This window comes from Pseudomonas sp. GG8 (genome assembly GCF_052976945.1).
In genome coordinates this window covers 3,274,806-3,292,539 of record NZ_JBRIIP010000001.1, presented here as the reverse complement: position 1 = coordinate 3,292,539, position 17,734 = coordinate 3,274,806, and the positions used below count along the sequence as shown (strand labels likewise).

The following is a 17,734-nucleotide window of genomic DNA, read 5'->3' as shown; positions in this document are numbered from 1 at the left end:
CTTCGAAAAAAATCGATTCAATTCATTGAGAGAATAGTCAGGCCTAGCTTCTGACCCCCTTCTTCTTGATCGGTTAGCCACACGACTTCGGTATCTGCTTCCAGCCCCTTGAGCGCCGTATGGTCGGAATCGATCCGCACACTCAGCTTGTCTCCGACCTTGAACACGCGAGGCGTCTCCACTTGCATGCCCGAGCTTGACAGGTCCACGCAGACTGCTGGAATGATCTGGCCGGCGTACAACAGGGTCACGTCGGCATCCACACGCATGCGGATGTAATCTCTCTTTTCCGCGTAGTTCCGATCATTTTGGCTCATGACATGTCCTTCGATTTCGTTGCTGATTTACCTGTTCTTATAACTCCGGGTGATTTGCGATGTAAAGACATCCAGTGACCATCGGCGTGAGCTTGAAACGCCCGGCGTATGGGAGTACCGTCTGCGCCTTGAAGGGCACCTTTGAACAGCGCTGCGCACGACCAAAAGTCTGTCGTTACTGTTCAGAGAGGCTAGAAGCGAATCCAGTACGCGAGTCCGGTAAAAACCGAGCCGCCTACGCCAACCTACTCTGGCGCCGTTTGCCCACATGCAGAAAACCAGTGCCACGCTGCTGATAATCGATGACGACGAAGTAGTGCGAGCTAGCATCGCCGCCTATTTGGAAGACAGTGGTTTCAGCGTCCTGCAAGCGAGCAATGGCTTGCAGGGTCTTCAGGTCTTTGAGCAAAAAAAGCCCGACCTTGTGATCTGCGACCTGCGTATGCCTCAGGTGGGCGGCCTCGAGCTGATCCGTCAGGTAACTACCCTCTCGCCTGAAACGCCAGTGATAGTCGTATCCGGGGCAGGAGTCATGAGCGACGCCGTCGAGGCCTTGCGCCTGGGTGCTGCCGATTACTTGGTCAAGCCTCTAGAAGATCTAGCGGTGCTTGAGCACTCAGTGCGTCGAGCCCTGGATCGTGCGCGGCTGCTTCTGGAAAACCAGCGCTATCGTCAGAAGCTCGAAACGGCCAACCGCGAACTCGAAGCCAGCCTGCATTTGCTCCAGGAAGACCAGAACGCCGGTCGACAGGTGCAGATGAACATGTTGCCGGTCAATCCATGGGCGGTCGATCAGTTCCAGTTCGCTCACGAGATCATCCCGTCGCTATACCTGTCGGGCGACTTCGTGGATTACTTTCGGGTCGACGAGCGCCGCGTGGCGTTTTACCTCGCCGACGTGTCCGGGCATGGTGCTTCTTCAGCCTTTGTCACGGTGCTGCTGAAGTTCATGACCACGCGCCTGTTGTTCGAATTCAAACGTAGCGGTACATTGCCGGAGTTCAAACCTTCGGAGGTGCTGGGTCATATCAACCGTGGACTGATCAACTGCAACCTGGGCAAGCATGTGACCATGGTGGGTGGTGTGATCGACGAAGAAACCGGGAAATTGACCTACAGCATCGGTGGCCATTTACCGCTACCGATCTTGTACACGCCCACGGATGTCCATTATCTGGAAGGCCGTGGCCTGCCGGTCGGGCTGTTCAATGAGGCGACCTATCAGGATCACGTACTGGACTTGCCTGAGACCTTCAGCCTGACTTTACTCTCCGATGGGATTTTGGACCTTTTGCCCGGTGATACACTCAAAGAGAAAGAGGCCATTTTACCTCAGCTGGTAAAAAAGGCCGGCGGCAGCCTGGATGGTCTGCGTCAAGTTTTTGGATTGGCCACGCTAGGAGAGATGCCGGATGATATCGCCTTGTTGGTGTTGAGCAGGAACCTTTAATGAGTACCGGTAGAATCCAGTTCGCTGAGCAAGCAGGCACTTTTGTCCTCAAGTTTGTTGGCGAAGTGCGCCTTACGCTCTGTTCGGCTTTGGATGCAACTATTGAACGTATCTTCACTGCGCGGAATTTTTCGGCAATCGTCATCGATTTGACCGAAACCCGTAGCATTGACAGCACGACGCTCGGCTTGCTGGCCAAGTTGTCCATCTTGTCGCGCCAAAAAGTGGGGTTATTGCCGACGGTCGTCACCACCCACGAAGACATCACTCGACTGTTGCAGTCGATGGGCTTTGATCAAGTGTTCAACATAGTAGATCGGCCGATCCCATGTCCTGAGTGCCTGACCGACTTACCGTCGCAGGATCAGTCCGAAGAAGTAGTGAAGGCCAAAGTGCTGGAAGCGCACAAGATACTGATGGGCTTGAACGACTCTAATCGCGAAGCGTTTCACGACTTGGTCAATGCGCTAGAGCGGCACTGATAGCGGCACTGTTGCGCGGGAATTAAAAAGGGCGGACCTGTGAAGGTGCCGCCCTTTGATGTATTCAGGCCTTGGCGGCGAGTAATGCTTCGAGTTTTTCCTGATCCCGTGCGAACTGACGAATGCCTTCTGCCAGTTTTTCGGTGGCCATCGCATCTTCGTTCGAGGCCCAGCGGAACTGGTTCTCGCTCAAGCTCTGACGTTTCTCACCGGCATTGCCCGGTGCCAGTTTTCGCTCCAGCTTACCGTTGTCATTCGACAGCTGCTCCAGCAAGTCCGGGCTGATGGTCAGACGATCACACCCGGCCAGTAGCTCGATCTGGCTGAGGTTGCGGAAGCTCGCGCCCATGACCACGGTCTTGTAGTCATTGGACTTGTAGTAGTTGTAGATCCGGGTGACCGATTGCACGCCTGGGTCTTCAGCGCCAAAAAAATCACGACCAGCCGATTTTTTGTACCAGTCGTAAATCCGCCCTACGAACGGCGAAATCAAGAACACGCCAGCCTCGGCGCAGGCGATTGCTTGAGCAAACGAGAACAGCAGCGTGAGGTTGGTCTGAATGCCATCGCGTTCGAGCTTCTCGGCGGCACGAATGCCTTCCCAGGTCGACGCCAGTTTGATCAGTATCCGGTCGCGGCCAATGCCGGCATCATCGTAAAGGCCAACCAAACGCTCGGCGCGATTGATCATGGCATCAGTGTCGAATGACAACCGGGAGTCCACTTCAGTGGAAACGCGGCCAGGTACCACGTTGAGAATTTTTTGCCCGATCGCGACGGCAAACCGGTCGCAAGCGAGTCCAATATCGTTTTTGCTACCGCTAAACGCATCGGCGAGCAGTTCGGCGTTGTTCGAACTGGACGCGGCCTTGAGCAGCAGGGAAGGGTTGGTCGTCGCATCCACCGGCTTGAGGCGGGCGATGGCATCAAAATCGCCAGTATCAGCGACCACAGTAGTCATTTGCTTGAGTTGATCCAGCTTGGAAGTCATGAGCGTGCTCTGTCCTGTGCGGTTAGAAGACATTACCCGAGCGCTGCCAGCCACTCAAGGGCGCATCCTTATCGGCACTCCAAGAGGCGGATAAGCGATCCAGAATCCTTTGAACCCGATCCGTACCGGTTGTTCCCCAAGCGACGCGGTAACTACCGACCTTCGAGTAGCTGCGCCGCCTGATCCAGCAACGCCAGCGGGTCTTTCGCCTTATGGATATCGACCGACAGCAATTGCCGAAACCGCCGAGCTCCCGGAAAACCCGTACCCAGCCCCAGCACATGCCGAGTGATGTGATGCATCGAACCGCCGTTGGCAATATGAGCCGCTATATAAGGCCGTAACGTCGCCAGCGACTCCGCCCGGGAAATCACCGGCGCGGTACTGCCAAATAGCTGCTGATCGACCTCGGCCAACACATAAGGGTTGTGATAAGCCTCACGCCCCAACATCACGCCATCGAACACCTGCAAATGTTCACGGCATTGCTCGAGCGTCTTGATCCCTCCGTTGAGAATGATTTCCAGGTCAGGAAAATCCGCCTTCAACTGCGCAGCTATGTCATAGCGCAGCGGCGGAATATCGCGGTTCTCCTTAGGCGACAACCCCTCAAGAATCGCAATCCGCGCATGCACGGTAAAACTCGTGCACCCCGCCTCACTCACCTGTCCGACAAAGTCACACAACTGCGCGTAACTGTCCCGACCATTGATCCCTATCCGATGCTTCACCGTCACCGGTATCGACACTGCATCCAGCATCGCCTTGACACAATCCGCCACCAACCCCGGATGCGCCATCAACACCGCGCCAATCAAATTGTTCTGCACCCGATCACTCGGACAGCCCACATTCAGATTGACCTCGTCATAGCCTACGGCTTCAGCCATACGCGCGCAGGCCGCCAAGTCGGCAGGAACGCTCCCGCCCAGTTGAAGAGCCAGTGGGTGCTCTGCTTCATCGTGCTGCAGGAAACGAGCGTGATCCCCATTGAGAAGCGCGCCGGTCGTGACCATTTCCGTGTAGAGCAGCGCGTTTTTCGACAACAGCCGCAGGAAAAAGCGGCAATGGTGATCGGTCCAATCCATCATAGGCGCAACGGAAAACCGCCGAGATAGCGCAGGGCTTGAGTTTACTGCTCTGGAGTGGGTGTTTGGTACCATTAGGCTCAACGTATTTATAGCGTGTTTTTAGGCGTTTTCAGGCGTTTTTTCGATGGCGCTGGTACAATGTACCAATCACTTTCGGAATTGTACCAGTCGACTATGGCAACGATCAGAGCACGAAAACGCACCGATGGCTCAGTCAGTTACACGGCACAGATACGCCTGTTTCGCGATGGAGCGCAAGTCTACCAAGAGAGCCAGACCTTCGCCCGGAAACAGGCGGCACAAGCGTGGGTGCGGCGACGTGAGGCAGAGCTAGATCAGCCTGGTGCGATTGAGCGAGCGAACCGCAAGGGCGTCACCGTACATGACATGATCAAGCAGTACCTGGATGAAATGGAGAAAGTCCGGCCGCTGGGTAAAACCAAGGAAGCCACTCTAAATGCTATCGCGGCGACGGAGTTTGGCCAGACCGTTGATTCGGCTATCAACAGTCAGCGAGTGGTGGATTTTGCACTCTGGCGTATGAGCAAAGAGGGCGGCGGTGTCCAGCCGCAGACGGCCGGCAACGATCTGGCGCACCTTGGGGCTGTCCTATCGATTGCACGGCCAGCTTGGGGGTATGAGGTCGATATCCACGCGATGGCAGACGCTCGAAAGGTGTTGAGAAAACTGGGTTACAACATGAAAAGCCGCGAGCGGGATCGGCGGCCGACCAAGGAAGAGCTGGATAAGGTGCTGGAGCACTTTGTAGGTATTCAGCAGCGTCGCCCTAGTTCTATCAACATGCTCAAAGTCACCGGTTTCGCGTTGTTCTCCACGCGTAGGCAAGACGAGATCGGCCGAATGCTTTGGAAGGACGTCGATGAAGAGCGTCAGCGGGTGATGGTGCGGGACATGAAGAACCCGGGCCAGAAGATTGGTAACGATGTTTGGTGTCACCTCCCGGATGAAGCCTGGCGCATTCTGAAAAGCATGCCAAAGGAGCGTGCAGAGATTTTCCCCTATAACTCGTCATCGATCGCCACTGCTTGGGCAAAGGCTTGCAAGTTTCTGATGATAGAAGATCTGCACTTCCACGATCTGCGGCACGATGGGGTGAGCCGATTGTTCGAAATGGACTGGGATATTCCGCGAGTATCTAGCGTCTCGGGACATCGAGACTGGAACTCATTGCGCCGATATACCCACTTGCGCGGAAGGGGGGACCACTATGCCAAATGGCCCTGGTTGGAGAAAATCATTCAGGCGCCTGTGAAGCTGGGTGCCTGGGGCAAGCAGTAAATTAACTGGATCGGCGGAGCCAATTGAGTTGGTTGCACTCCTTCACTGGGGTCTCCCGCTGCAGGTCAAGGTAGAATGCCAAGTCTCCGGTTGCCCTCGGCGCAAGGTTAGGTCTCGCATAGTTGTTGGGTAAGCGTTAGATGGGTATCCTGCAGTGAAATTGAAGTGCCATCATTGACTGGCACGAGTTTCGTTGTCAGGAGATCGTCTGCGAATGAGAAATAATTTCAAGGATCAAAAAGCGGTATCGATCGATTCGCTACTGTTAGATGAGCGTAATCCACGGATTGGGTTCGGCAGGGATCAAGATGCATGTCTGGAGAAAATGATTGCTCTCGGACAACCTTTTTTTGCTATAGCCAAGGATATTGCTGAAGCTGGATTAACAATTGAAAATATTGTTGTTATTAAGCAAAAAGGGAAATATGTCGTCAAGGACGGTAATCGACGTATTTCTGCTCTTAAACTACTTAATCGCCCTCACTTGTGTAAAGAGAAGCCTGTTAGGGAGCGCTTTGAAAGGCTCGCGGAGCTTGCTGAGCAAAACGGAAATCTAATTCATAAGGTAGATTGTAAGGTTGGCTCGGATATCGCCGCAGTTAATGAGTATATTTTGCGTGCGCATACCGGAGAAAATGGTGGTATTGGTAGAAAGAACTGGGAGTCGCTTCAGCAAGAGTACTATCAACTATCTATTGGCGAGAAAGGAACCTTTTGGAAGGCCGCAAAACTTACTCTTTGGGCTGATGAAAATGATATTTCAGTGCCGGAGAAGTTCGCGGTTACTACGCTCGGGCGATTTTTCGGAGCGAACAAAAATATCAAGCTTTTGGGTTTCGGGTTTGATGAAGATGAAAACATTGTACCTTGCGTGCCGCCTCTGTATGCGCATGCGATTGCAAAGAGAATTATTTCTGATGTGGAAACTGGGGCGGTTCATGTTAAGCGTAATGAAACGCCGGGAACTCTAAGTTTAATGGCCCCGGCTAATCGGGACTATTATGTTGAGTTAGTTCGCCAAGATGAAGGGCTAGCTGCATTTGAAGCGTCCGGCCATGGGCGCCCCATTGCCGGCCCTAGTGAGTTACCTCAGGCAGGAAAAAATCCAAATCCAAATCCACCTGGCTCGCCCTCATCGGCCCAAGAGTCGCCCTCTGGGGTTGGACAAAAGGACGAGTCTCAGCCAAAAGTAACTTCGGTAGGTGGAGGTAAAAGTGGAAGCATTCCAACAAAGCATAGCGCTAATCGTGCAAAATATGTGACAAAGGGTGGGCACCCTTTAACGCTACCAAAAGACGAACAAAAGCTAAGAGATATATACAAAGAACTAACTATGCTAGAGAAGTGTCCTGTGGCCGGTATGATGCTTGTTCGAGCATTCATCGAGGGGACGTTCAAGGCCTATGTCAGGAAATTTAAGCTCGTAAGAGAGAGTAATTTTGATAACGCTTCGATTAAGGAAATGTTGCGGGCAATAAAAACTAAACTGATCCGAGATGAGGTTATTGTTGCCGGGGGCGATTACTATCTAAAGGTCGATGATCTGCTTGAGGATGCACTGGTTTCTGTTCCTTCGATGCAGAAATATATCCATTCAGAAATTTTTAATCCCAAAGATGATAAGGTAAAAAGTACATGGGATGACTTCTATCATCTTTTAAAATTGCTTTGGGATCAGATAGAAGTAGGTTGAGATTCTTTAATCGGCCTTACCTGCTTTGAGGTAAAAGGCAGGGGGTCGATTTCTATGTTTTTGTAAATGAGTAGTTCTTTGGCAATTGGTCTTTCTAGGTGGCTAGAATAGATAATGTCGAAAGTTAAAGATTGATGATCTTCGTATATCTCTTGTATTTCCTCGCAGTTATCGTAAGTGATGATTGTAGGTGTTTTAATTTTGTGAATTAAATTCGATATGCTTACGTGGTCGTCGTGCTTATAGAAGTTTGAATATAGTTGGCTGCCTTTATTGTAGTATGGAGGGTCGAGATTTATCAGGCTGTTATTGTCTAGTCGGATAGAGTTCAGAAATTTTAAAGCGTCCTCGGAGTGGATGCTAATTCGATCTTTCATTGCGCCTATATCTTGCACGCGCTTTGCTAGATTGTCCTTAGTATATCTAGCGTCAATTTTATATTTTCCGTCTTGGTTCTTTCCGCCGATTACGCCACCTTTGATTATTCCTGATCTATTCGTGCGATTTAGGAAGAATGTGGCGAAGCCCAATTCAAGCTCCGTATGCTTGAATGGTTGTAAATAGATAGATTTTTGCTTGTCGCGCTCCTCCATTGTAACGGGAGTATCCATGATGAGTTTGATAAAGCTTTCAGAGTTGTTAACTACGGATGACCAAAAGCTGTAAATTGCTGGGTCTAGATCATTGATAACTATATTTTCAACATAGCGGTTGCTTAGTAAGTAGATTGCCGCCCCTGCGCCGCCTGCGTATGCCTCAATGTAGGCGCCGTTGATGCTATTGTGACGAAGAAGGTGGGCTAGCCATGCGCCTAGCTTAGCTTTCCCGCCTGGGTAGCGTAAAGGAGTTAGCATTGAAATGTCCTAAAAATGCGGCATGATATATTTTTTTTGATGGTTTTTCAATATTGATTCTTGGTGTTGTTCTTTTTACGATGTATATATGCGAGCCGAGTGCTCTAGTGCTGATTAAGGTTGTTTGGTTGTGGCGCTTGTTTACGCTAAGCGCCGTGTGCTATTTATTTCAAATTGTTTAGTTGTCTGTGTTCTTTGGTCGCGGCTTCTCTCTGATCGTCTATGTATTGAGCTAAATCCGCAAGATGTATACCTTTTGCGCTTTTCTGACTTTTTTCGAGTCGTGTAATTGGAAGTTTTATCTGTCCAGCGAGAACTTTTCGTTGGAACATTTCTGGAGTTAAGTGCGTGAAATAATCTTCGCAGATTTTATGTAAGGGGATAATAACACTGCCGTTGTATTGAGCCATTAATATAAAGGCTGTGTTCATGCTGCCTCCCGGGCTTCTGGCAGGTCCTGGTAGGATTCAATCACGAGGGCTTGGGCGTCGTTCCATACGCTTGCTTTGTCCTGCTCCATCGCGACTATACGGTTATGGGTTGCCTCAAGGCTCTGCTGCAGGATTAGCTCAAGCTCGGCGACTCCGATCATTATGCTGTCCGATCCGTCACGCGGTTCGGCTTCACTGAAGATCGTGGTCACGGTCTCGGGCAAGAGCCAGTACCGCCGGCCTGCTGTCGATTCGGGCAAGGCATCCACGCAGCCTGAAACGTGCATATACCCCACGACAGGCTGCGCGGGCGGGCGATTCTGAGCGATTAGCGCTGCATTAGGTGTGGCTGCCTCGCGCAGCTTTTCGTGGGGTACAAGCGCCTCGGCGGTGCTGCTGATAGGGGTAGTAATGCCTACTGCTACGCAGCAGAGGCTCTTTGTTTTTTGCGCGCCGACGCAGGTAGTGCAGCAGAGGAAAGCGGTTGGATGATTGGCGTTTGTCTGGTCGATCTTTATGCCGCTTTCCTCCGGTTTTCGATGGTGAGTTGGTCCATCCGATACACAAACGTGTATTGCCGTCATGTGGTGTGCTCCTGGTGGTCATTTCGCATGGCTGGTGGTGGCAGCCGCTGTCTATTATTCGGTTGGCTCGGCTGCGTCGGTTTGCAGTCGCGCCTGCTCTTCATCTGCCTTGTAAGCGCGGATGTCGATCAGCGCGGCGACATGCCGTATGTGCGCGAACTTTGGTGCCTTGCGGCTGGTGTCCAGCGTAGTGACTGGAAGCTGGATGCGGCCACTATTGATCTCGGCTGCGAACGACTGCTCGTTGAGATTGCGGAAGTACTGCACGCGCAGCTTGTCCAGGGGGATAAGCACGTCACCGAAGGTGCGATAGAGCAACTCGACGGTGGCCGTCTCTGGGGCTGGCATCAGGCGCAGCGGGCTTTGGTTGGTTCTATTCATAGGCTTTCTGGTTCTCCATCCGTTGCTGTCTTGCCGGGTGACTCCAGGCGTTCAGGCAGTGGCGCTTCGTCAGCTCGCGCAGGTGTTCGGGCACGTCGAGAAGCGCGGCGTTGCGCTCCTCGCGTGTCCTCATTGCAATGATCTGCCGGGCGAATTCCCTAGGCCACGTCACGGGCATCTGCCGGGATTGGTGGTAGCTCAAGGCTCAACTGTTCGGCCAACCAGCGAATGCCCGCCTGCTTCACTCGAGTTGACTGGCTGTACTGCATGCCCAGTTCTGCGTGAAACCAATTGCTGTCCTTTACCCGTAGATATTCACGGTCACGGGTTGGGTAGGCCGGTAAGTTGCGGTCGTTAAGCAGGCCTTTTTCGTGCATCTGGCTGATCAACTTGGGCCGGGTGATGCCAAGGTGCTTGGCGGCTTGCGCTAAGGTGCGTTCCATCCTGCCTCCTAGGCCGCTTGCACTGCGGGAGACGCAACGGTCGCCATGTACTCGATGGATTCAGTTAGCGCGTCTAAGGCGTGCTGATAGTCGCCATGGACGGTGAAGCACTGGGTGCGAGGGCGCGAAACACCAATGCTCACGATTGCGGTGATGCCGGCCCGGGTAATGGTGCGATGAACAGCCACCTTGATGGGATGCTCAAAGCCCAGCTCAATGTCGAACGAGCCGCCTCTACGCACCAGATCACGCAACTGCTGTTCCTGACCTGAATCCAACAACCGTTCCCGCTCCATCGGTTTGGGCTTAATGCGCGGTGCTGCCGGCTCGGCGGTGTCCATACGGCCGTTGGCGATGGTCTCGATGAAGTCGACAAGTTTCTGATGTTTGCCGTTTGAGCCGTGCGCAATGGTGATGCTGTGCTTTTCGCTGCCCATTTCGACGTTGAACGTAGAGGTGTCGCTGTTACGCTCGGCCAGCAAACGGAACCTCAACTGATGCCCTGTCATCGCGGTTTGGCAGGTGTGGCTGAAGGTGCCGTTCAAGTTGACCTGAGCGGCAAGCCGTTGCACGGTTTGGGGAGACAGAGAGAAGTTGTTCATGCTGCACGCCCTCCCTTGTTTGGATCGAAAGGGGTGGGGCGGGCTTGCGATTTGGGTTTGGCTGCGATGTACGCGCAGCCGAATTCGCGGGCTAGGCGGCGAACCTCGAAGATGCGGAACGGATCAGCTGCGGTCGGGTGGACGTGAAGGGTTGCGGTGGTGTGCATGGTTTTTCCTCGCTCTGTGGTGGAAGAGTGAGGTAAATATCACATATTGTTTTTATTAAATCAACACGTTTTGTTTTTTTACGAATTGTCGTCGAAATGTGGTGTTAGCGAAAACGCTCCTAGATTATTTATAGCTACTTATTCTTTGCGCAGCTCTCAACGGTGTTTTGACTTTGAGCTAATTGAGAGGGCCAGTATCGTTTGCATATTTGTATGCTGCTTGACAATCCATCTGCATAGCCGCCGACCGGTTAATTGCACTCGTATTGATGAGCCGTTTGCATCCAGCCTGGTCAGCCACTGCAACAGTACTCAAGGTCAATGAGCTGGCAGTGGACAGAGTGATGGCCAAACAGTAGCATTGGTAAGCACTGAAGAATGCTTGGTCGTGAACTGGGTAACTTTTTCATATCTTGTGTCTGCGAATGGCGACTTAGAAATCAAGAATTTAGCTTTCTGACAGTCAGAAGAGTTTTAAGAGATATCGACTCAGCCTAATAACTTTTAAAGTTGGAAAAGGTTTTAAATGAAGACTACATGGGTCTGGTTCAAAAGGTTTTTTGTAAATTATATGTGGCTCGGAGTGGTGATATTATTAGTTTCTATAATATTTGATTTATACTATCCTGAGTCTACGCGCGGCAAGCCTCTATCAATTGCTATAAAGTTGCTCGATGGAATTGGTGTTTCTGTTATTATTGCTTCAGTGTTCACATTTGCATCGGGTTCGTCTGAGTTTACAGATAAGATAAAAAACCTCCTCAAGGATATTGTAATAAAACGGGATTTTCTCTCAAACATTGACCCGGAATCCAAGAAAGAAGCATTGAAGGCCCTTATACAACCATCGTTCAGCGAAAAAAATAAATACCCTAATATAGGAGATTATTATGGTTTCTCGATCGAGAAAACACTTGAGATAAAAGAGAAAAGTGTACGCAGTAATTATTCTATCAATGCAAGGGCTTATTTCTGTCGTGCTAAGTCAGCAATAGCAATTGAGGGGATATACACGTATCGCCTCTATCCTAGCGCCACCGGATTTAACGATATAGTTCTGGGCTTTGAAGATAAGCAATCATTCTGCACTTCTGTGTCTGTATGTACTCCAAAAGGCGAGCGCAAGGTCGTTGAAAATCCGGCCCTTAGTGAGTTTAGCGAGGGTGGTGATATATCGTATCGCTCAACAATACCAGTGCAGGAGTTTGCGGTAGGGCAAAATCACGTCGATGTGGAGTTAAAGCTAACTGAGTATGGGCAGGATCACTGGAAATTAATTCAGTTTAAGGCCTTGCAGCCAACAGATGGCTTTCGATTCTATATCTACTGTGATGGGAATATAAAAATACAAGAGCACTCGATATTTGTTGTTGGGGCTAAGTACCAGCTGGATGTTTCGGAAAATAAAAACTCACTTTCTTTTTCGTGCAACCAATGGGTCAACGAGGGGACCGGATTGTGTGTTCTCGTTTCCATTTCCACTGCAGCAGAGAATGTTACCCCAATTAGGGAGTTAGCGGCTAAGGTGGAGGGGTTGTAACTGGTTAACTAGTGATTGCGTACTTGGCTCGGTTGATATTCTACTTCGAGCAACTGAAGGCAGCGGCCTGGAGGGATGGTTGTCTCGAGAGCATTCCAAGTGCGTTAAGCTTGGTCGTAAGGTTAATGATGTATGCAGCTTTGATGTGCGAAAATTGGCTCGTCAAGTAGTCTATAGTCGTCAATGCTCGCGCCGAGTTGGCGCTGCTTTTGAGTTGTGGCAGGCGTGAGCTAAAAAGCAGCAACCGCTGAAGATATTTAGTTTGTTTAGGGTGGTCGGCGTGAATGTAAGTGACTGGTCAGATCGATGCGGCTACACAATATTACATGCTTATGTTGTTTTCGTTCGCTGAGCTTGAGGTTTGGGTTAAATATGTTTTTGAATGACGCTGATGAGCATGTCGCAAGGAAGTATTTTGATTTCTCGAACGATGTCGTGGGAGTGCTTGCCATGGCCCTTGCTGCGACAGCTATGCAGTTCAAGCATCCGGAGCCGTTTGCTTGGTTTTTTTTGCTTGTGATTGCCTTGTGGGGATTTGGGGCGGGGGGAGACTACAGAAGAATTGTGGAGCGTTACATGCTGCGATATCGAGGGTTTTGGAGGACTCTATATTTATTTTGGCGTGTGAGAATTTTCGTCATTGGCGTGCTGGTGTTGTCAGGCGTCGGCTTAGGATTTATCAGCGAAAAATCAATCTACGTGTTTTTCAAGCTTGCTCCCATCTGACACGCTGGTAGTGCTACTGGCGGTATCACCTCTTACAGTGCGCCGCCATGCCAAACGATACGACCCACGATTTTTAGGTGTCCGATTTCGTTATCGGTCGCGTTTTCATCGGGATATTGGCGCTTATTTTCGTTATCGCTACGGATAATCCAGCCCCCAGTCATGCTTTGTACAAGGCGTTTTATGATCAACTCGCCATCCGGCTTGAGCATGGCGTAGATACGGCGGTCCTTCGGTTCGGCTTGGATCTCATCCAGTAATACTACGTCGCCGTCGCAAATGGTTGGCTCCATGCTTTGCCCTTTAGCAGAAATCACATGAAGGTTTCGCTCCTTCAAGGCCATGCGAGCTAGCCAATCACGCTTGAATACAAGCCCGCCTTTAATCTCGACGTGTTCGTTAAAGTGCCCATTTCCTGTTGAGCCATGGGCGGAGTATTGAGGGATCAATGCGTAATCTTCGGCACTTGGGCTTGTGCCACGGTCTGATTCCTCACCCTCAATGAGAGCGATCAGCGGCTTATTTAGCGCTTTTGAGAGCGTGCGTAGATCCGCAAGGCTGGGTTCGCGCTTGTCTTTTTCGTAGTTTCCGATACGTCCTTGACCATTTTCCCACTCGCAAGCTGTGGCAAGACTGGTTTGGGTGTAGCGGGCTTCTTTTCTGTAGCGCGCAAGGCGCTGGCCTAGAGTTTCCATGTGCAAAAATTATCACAGTTCGTGTATTTAATTTAAAACTAAACGTATTGAAAAAATAACGATCTGTTGTTATTGTTGTTTGGTCCAAAAAATGAGCCTTCGCGATGAACAGGATTTCTGCTCTACGAATCGATGGAAATATCAAGCAAACAGCCTTGGCTGATGAGCTTGGTTGGTCGCAAAGCCGACTTAGCAATTACGAGTCCGGAACACGTACACCAGGACTGTCTGAAAGCAGAGCGATTACCGCCGCGCTGAACAGACAGGGAGTCATCTGTGTTTTGGATGATGTATTCCCCGTTTGTGATCACGACCAGGCAGCTTAGAAAAAAGGCGACCAAAGGGCCGCCCAGTTCCTCCCAGCACACACCACCACAGTGTTGTCGGGTCGCGATAAAGGTAGGCGGGCACACCACATGCTAAACCGCCGACCTTTACCGCGCTTTCAAGGCACGGATGCCTTGGGTTGCTGCCGTCTCCACCACAGATTGGGCAGCTATTGCGCCAGAGGTAAACGACGGATCGTTTGCCTCGGCACGGTGCCGGTTTCGATCCTGAAGATCTCGCCGGCTTTTGGGCCCTTTCAAGCCACGCGGCAAATGTATCACCACTACATACCGCGCGGCACTGGCAACTTATAAGGATTAATGCCATGAGCCGAATCGCTCTGAGTTGCGTTGATCGAGCACAGCGGGAAATCCTGACGCTCGAATTGGCGCTGTACCACGCCGCACGGGACTATCCCGGCGGTGCCGCTGCAATAGCCGCCACCACCGGCCGTAACCCCAGCACTTTGCAACACAAGCTGTCACCGACCCATCCGAGTCATGTCGTGAACGTCCAGGAGTTCGGCGAGATCCTTGAGTTGACCAAAGACCGTCGGATTCTCGATGCGGTGCATGCCCTGGTCGGCGATACGATTTGGCAGGAACTCGCGGACGCATACACCGACGATATGCCTGAGACGCTGACTGCTGGTATCGCCGTGTACCTGCGCCAGGTTGCCGATTTCACTGATACCTGGGCCAAGAGTATCGGTGATGGTTTGGTAGATGATGGTGAATTGGCCGAAATTCGCCAGTTGGTGTTTCGCGGTATTCAGGGTCTGCTTGGCATGTATAACCGCGCGTCATACGTCAACCAAACGACGCGGGGGTGCTGACCATGGCTGATATCGCTGACTTTGCTAATGACCTGGTGCAGGAACGTATTGATCAGGCTCTTGCTGCACGCAAGCCTGCTCCTGCTCGCCACTCCTTTCTATTTTGCGAAAACTGCGATGCGCCAATTCCTTTGGCGCGTCGCCTTGCTGTTCAGGGCTGCACCCAATGCGTGAGTTGCCAGAGTGTCGATGAGTTAAGGCGTGCCCATCATGCTCGATGAGGTTCTAGGACAGTTCGCGGATTACGGCTTGGAACCAGAGCAGCCACTCACGTTCGGCAAATTGACCCGCTGCAAAACCCGGCAGGACAAGGGTAAAGAGAAGAACGGTTGGTATGTGGTGCATGAACATCGCACTGAGAAAAACGAGACGCTGATCTTCGGCAGTTTTGGTGAATGGCGTTCTGGCGAGTCACATAAGATCAAGGTCAAGGCTGGGCGGATGAGCGCTGAAGAACGTGAGGTGATGCGCGCCCGGCAGGAAGAGGCCAAGCGTAGAGCTGCAGAGATCGCGGCCAATGCGGCACGTCGAGCGGCTAATCGGGCTTCGGGCATGTTTAAGCGCATGCCTGAAAAAGGCCGCAGCGCTTATCTTGATCGAAAGCAGATCGTTGGGTTTGGCGTTCGTTATGCACCGCGCTCCGGCGCGGTTTTGGTGCCGATGATTAATGTTCGGGATCAGATGGTCGGTCTGCAGGTGATCTTTCCGGAGAAGCAAGAAGACACCGGCAGGGACAAGATCTATTGGCCCTATGGCATGTCGAAAGAGGGCGCCTTTCACCTGATAGGCCCACACCCGGAACCGGGTGAGCCGGTGCTAGTGTGTGAGGGGTACGCCACCGGCGCTAGCTTGCACATGGCTACCTCGGCGCCGGTGGCCATCGCCTTTGATGCGGGCAACCTGCGCGAGGTGGCCAAGGCCATGCGCGAGCGTTTTCCGGGTCGCCCCTTGATCGTTTGCCGCGACGATGACTGGAAGACCAAGCGGCCGAATGGCGATCTCTGGAACCCAGGTGAAGAGAAGGGTAGCAATGCGGCGCTGATCGTCGGTGGTCAGGTGGTCGGCCCGATGTTCTCAGCCGAGCGTCACGACAAGTGGACCGACTTTAACGATCTGCATTGCGCGGAAGGGTTGGAGGCGGTTCGCCGCCAGGTGCTCGCGGTGGTTAAGCCGCCTGCAGCGGGTGGTTGGAAGGATCATCTGGCACGTACCGAAAACGGCGCCTTGATTGCACACATGCAGAACGTCGAGCTGATCCTTGGCAACGACGAGCGCTGGGCCGGGGTTATTAGCTTCAGCGCGTTCAGCTCCAAGATCGTCAAACTGCGAGCCGCGCCTTATGGCGGTGACGTTGGCGATTGGGCCGACATCGATGACACCCGCGTGATGAAGTGGCTGGCCCAGCAGTACAACCTGCGGGTGAAGCCTTCCAGTGTGATCGAGGCGGTGAGTGTTGTCGCTCATGACCATGCCTTTCACCCTGTGCGTGAGTACCTGCAGAAGCTCGAATGGGATCGTGTGTCGCGTCTGGAAAGCTGGCTGACTGACGTAATGGGAGTCGTGGCCAGCGAGTACACCGCCAAGGTTGGTAAGCGCTGGATGATCTCGGCCATTGCACGGGTGATGCGTCCCGGCTGTAAGGCTGATTCTGTGATGATCCTTGAAGGCGGGCAGGGCGAAGGTAAGTCCACGGCCATGAGCATCCTCGGCGGTGCATGGTTCATGGACACGCCTTTTGCCCTCGGCGACAAGGACGGCTTCCAGGCGATTCGTGGCAAATGGATCATTGAACTGGGCGAGCTGGACAGCTTCAACAAGGCCGAAAGCACCAAGGCCAAACAGTTCTTTTCCGCTTCGACTGATACCTACCGTGAGAGCTACGGCCGCAGAAGTAATGACGTGCCACGCCAGTGTGTTTTCGTGGGTACCACCAACCAGGACGAATACCTCAAGGACGCCACCGGCAATCGCCGTTATTGGCCGGTGGCCTGTACCAAGGTCGATCTGGATAGGTTGCGGGATATCCGCGATCAGCTCTGGGCTGAGGCGATGTTTTGCTATGAGGCCGGCGATATCTGGTGGGTCAATCGGGAAGAGGCTGGGATGTTCGCTGAAGCCCAGGATGAGCGCTTTGTTGTTGATGAATGGGAAGGCCCGATTCTGTCCTGGTTGGAAGAGTCGCAGATCGGAGAAACCACCACCGGCAGTGAAGTCTTGGCGAGCGCTCTCAAGTTGGACTTTGGCCATTGGGGTAAGCCCGAACAGATGCGTGTCGGGCAAATCATGCATCGGCTCGGGTGGCGCCGTGTCCGCCTGCCAGCGCTTGCAAAGAGTGGGCAACGACCTTGGGCCTATAAGAAACCGGCAGGCTGGGGTGGCGCCTCGACATTGGAGCGTGTCGAGTTCGAGGAGCCTTGCTTTGATTAGATATATCGACGAAATGCTTAAGCTTTGGGCCGAGGACCTGCACAGCGAGTCACAGGGCGGTGGGTCGGGCGGCAACATGATCGCCATGCTGATGGAGTGCAAGGGCGAGCTGATCAGGGGCACGCGCGGTAGTCGAGTGTTGCTGGATGAATCAGCGGACATTGAGCTGATAGTGAACAAGCACCTGGCACCGCAGCTGTCGGTCATCGTCCGTGAGCACTACTGCAATCACGACAGCTTCCTTTCTCAGAAGATCACCCATTGCGGGTGCAGTCGAAAAACCTATTACGAGCGACTGCATGAGGCACACGAATGCATCGCTGGCCTTCTGGTGAGGAAAGCTGCGTGACTCTTCGCCCATCCGCGCCATTCACCGTCTTTCGGTCCTACCTTGTCCCA

At 52.4% G+C, this 17,734-nt stretch carries 22 protein-coding genes; 11 read left to right on the top strand and 11 right to left on the bottom strand.

Going from position 1 to position 17,734, the window contains the following annotated elements; genetic code table 11:
* Positions 1–17 precede the first annotated feature (17 nt).
* On the bottom strand, positions 18–317 hold the full coding sequence (locus tag ACVBEG_RS15980; RefSeq protein ID WP_322178601.1) for a PilZ domain-containing protein: 300 nt from the start codon (positions 315–317) through the stop codon (positions 18–20).
* Between the two features lie 268 nt (positions 318–585).
* Between ACVBEG_RS15980 and rssB the strand changes: the two genes are divergently transcribed.
* Together rssB and rssC are read left to right on the top strand one after the other, a co-directional pair.
* A complete protein-coding gene (rssB, locus tag ACVBEG_RS15975; protein ID WP_322178602.1) occupies positions 586–1,767 on the top strand; it encodes a two-component system response regulator RssB in 1,182 nt (393 codons plus the stop codon).
* A complete protein-coding gene (gene rssC, locus ACVBEG_RS15970) occupies positions 1,767–2,249 on the top strand; it encodes an anti-sigma factor antagonist RssC (RefSeq protein WP_219063157.1) in 483 nt (160 codons plus the stop codon). The genes rssB and rssC overlap by 1 nt, the downstream gene beginning before the upstream one ends.
* A 64-nt stretch (positions 2,250–2,313) precedes the next feature.
* On the opposite strand, the gene tal is transcribed toward rssC, so the two are convergent.
* Both tal and dusA read right to left on the bottom strand, forming a co-directional pair.
* Positions 2,314–3,240 (bottom strand): transaldolase, encoded by a 927-nt coding sequence (tal, locus tag ACVBEG_RS15965; protein ID WP_322178603.1) that lies wholly within the window; start codon positions 3,238–3,240, stop codon positions 2,314–2,316.
* Positions 3,241–3,392: 152 nt separating this feature from the next.
* The gene (dusA, locus tag ACVBEG_RS15960) at positions 3,393–4,403 is read right to left on the bottom strand and encodes a tRNA dihydrouridine(20/20a) synthase DusA (protein WP_447108046.1); all 1,011 of its coding nucleotides are present in this window, start codon (positions 4,401–4,403) and stop codon (positions 3,393–3,395) included.
* Positions 4,404–4,505: 102 nt separating this feature from the next.
* Between dusA and ACVBEG_RS15955 the strand changes: the two genes are divergently transcribed.
* Both ACVBEG_RS15955 and ACVBEG_RS15950 read left to right on the top strand, forming a co-directional pair.
* Positions 4,506–5,630 (top strand): site-specific integrase, encoded by a 1,125-nt coding sequence (locus ACVBEG_RS15955; RefSeq protein WP_447108045.1) that lies wholly within the window; start codon positions 4,506–4,508, stop codon positions 5,628–5,630.
* A 214-nt stretch (positions 5,631–5,844) separates the two neighbouring features.
* Positions 5,845–7,323, top strand: a complete 1,479-nt coding sequence (locus tag ACVBEG_RS15950) for a hypothetical protein (RefSeq protein ID WP_447108044.1) — start codon at positions 5,845–5,847, stop codon at positions 7,321–7,323.
* Here ACVBEG_RS15950 and ACVBEG_RS15945 read toward each other — a convergent pair.
* The 7 genes from ACVBEG_RS15945 to ACVBEG_RS15915 all read right to left on the bottom strand — a co-directional run bounded on the left by ACVBEG_RS15945 (position 7,305) and on the right by ACVBEG_RS15915 (position 10,618).
* Entirely contained in the window at positions 7,305–8,177 is an 873-nt protein-coding gene (locus tag ACVBEG_RS15945; protein ID WP_447108043.1) for a DNA adenine methylase, read from the bottom strand. The two genes, ACVBEG_RS15950 and ACVBEG_RS15945, sit on opposite strands and share 19 nt — an antisense overlap.
* A gap of 164 nt (positions 8,178–8,341) precedes the next feature.
* The gene (locus tag ACVBEG_RS15940; RefSeq protein ID WP_447108042.1) at positions 8,342–8,608 is read right to left on the bottom strand and encodes a pyocin activator PrtN family protein; all 267 of its coding nucleotides are present in this window, start codon (positions 8,606–8,608) and stop codon (positions 8,342–8,344) included.
* The gene (locus ACVBEG_RS15935; RefSeq protein WP_447108041.1) at positions 8,605–9,192 is read right to left on the bottom strand and encodes a hypothetical protein; all 588 of its coding nucleotides are present in this window, start codon (positions 9,190–9,192) and stop codon (positions 8,605–8,607) included. The genes ACVBEG_RS15940 and ACVBEG_RS15935 overlap by 4 nt, the downstream gene beginning before the upstream one ends.
* Before the next feature lie 54 nt (positions 9,193–9,246).
* Complete coding sequence (locus ACVBEG_RS15930) at positions 9,247–9,573, bottom strand: pyocin activator PrtN family protein (RefSeq protein WP_447108040.1); 327 nt, start codon at positions 9,571–9,573, stop codon at positions 9,247–9,249.
* Positions 9,566–9,706, bottom strand: a complete 141-nt coding sequence (locus ACVBEG_RS15925; protein ID WP_447108039.1) for a hypothetical protein — start codon at positions 9,704–9,706, stop codon at positions 9,566–9,568. The genes ACVBEG_RS15930 and ACVBEG_RS15925 overlap by 8 nt, the downstream gene beginning before the upstream one ends.
* Before the next feature lie 25 nt (positions 9,707–9,731).
* A complete protein-coding gene (locus tag ACVBEG_RS15920; RefSeq protein ID WP_447108038.1) occupies positions 9,732–10,016 on the bottom strand; it encodes a phage antirepressor KilAC domain-containing protein in 285 nt (94 codons plus the stop codon).
* 8 nt (positions 10,017–10,024) lie between these two features.
* Positions 10,025–10,618 carry a hypothetical protein gene (locus ACVBEG_RS15915; protein WP_447108037.1) on the bottom strand — a complete coding sequence of 198 codons (594 nt, stop codon included), beginning with the start codon at positions 10,616–10,618 and terminating at the stop codon, positions 10,025–10,027.
* 693 nt (positions 10,619–11,311) lie between these two features.
* Here ACVBEG_RS15915 and ACVBEG_RS15910 point away from each other — a divergent pair.
* Both ACVBEG_RS15910 and ACVBEG_RS15905 read left to right on the top strand, forming a co-directional pair.
* Positions 11,312–12,325, top strand: coding sequence for a hypothetical protein (locus tag ACVBEG_RS15910; protein ID WP_447108036.1), 1,014 nt, complete (start codon positions 11,312–11,314; stop codon positions 12,323–12,325).
* A 372-nt stretch (positions 12,326–12,697) separates the two neighbouring features.
* Positions 12,698–13,051, top strand: coding sequence for a hypothetical protein (locus tag ACVBEG_RS15905; protein WP_447108035.1), 354 nt, complete (start codon positions 12,698–12,700; stop codon positions 13,049–13,051).
* Positions 13,052–13,083: 32 nt separating this feature from the next.
* Here ACVBEG_RS15905 and ACVBEG_RS15900 read toward each other — a convergent pair whose 3' ends face one another.
* Positions 13,084–13,746: an XRE family transcriptional regulator gene (locus tag ACVBEG_RS15900; protein ID WP_447108034.1), complete on the bottom strand. Its 663-nt coding sequence runs from the start codon at positions 13,744–13,746 to the stop codon at positions 13,084–13,086.
* A 104-nt stretch (positions 13,747–13,850) separates the two neighbouring features.
* On the opposite strand from ACVBEG_RS15900, the gene ACVBEG_RS15895 reads away from it, so the two are divergent.
* From ACVBEG_RS15895 to ACVBEG_RS15875, 5 genes are all read left to right on the top strand, one after another.
* Positions 13,851–14,072: a helix-turn-helix domain-containing protein gene (locus tag ACVBEG_RS15895; protein ID WP_447108033.1), complete on the top strand. Its 222-nt coding sequence runs from the start codon at positions 13,851–13,853 to the stop codon at positions 14,070–14,072.
* A gap of 326 nt (positions 14,073–14,398) precedes the next feature.
* Positions 14,399–14,908: a phage regulatory CII family protein gene (locus tag ACVBEG_RS15890; RefSeq protein ID WP_447108032.1), complete on the top strand. Its 510-nt coding sequence runs from the start codon at positions 14,399–14,401 to the stop codon at positions 14,906–14,908.
* 2 nt (positions 14,909–14,910) lie between these two features.
* Positions 14,911–15,129 carry a TraR/DksA family transcriptional regulator gene (locus tag ACVBEG_RS15885; protein ID WP_447108031.1) on the top strand — a complete coding sequence of 73 codons (219 nt, stop codon included), beginning with the start codon at positions 14,911–14,913 and terminating at the stop codon, positions 15,127–15,129.
* Positions 15,119–17,335 carry a VapE domain-containing protein gene (locus ACVBEG_RS15880; protein ID WP_447108030.1) on the top strand — a complete coding sequence of 739 codons (2,217 nt, stop codon included), beginning with the start codon at positions 15,119–15,121 and terminating at the stop codon, positions 17,333–17,335. Before ACVBEG_RS15885 ends, ACVBEG_RS15880 begins: the two co-directional genes overlap by 11 nt.
* Positions 17,328–17,684, top strand: coding sequence for a PA0613 family protein (locus ACVBEG_RS15875; protein WP_447108029.1), 357 nt, complete (start codon positions 17,328–17,330; stop codon positions 17,682–17,684). Before ACVBEG_RS15880 ends, ACVBEG_RS15875 begins: the two co-directional genes overlap by 8 nt.
* Positions 17,685–17,734: the final 50 nt, after the last annotated feature.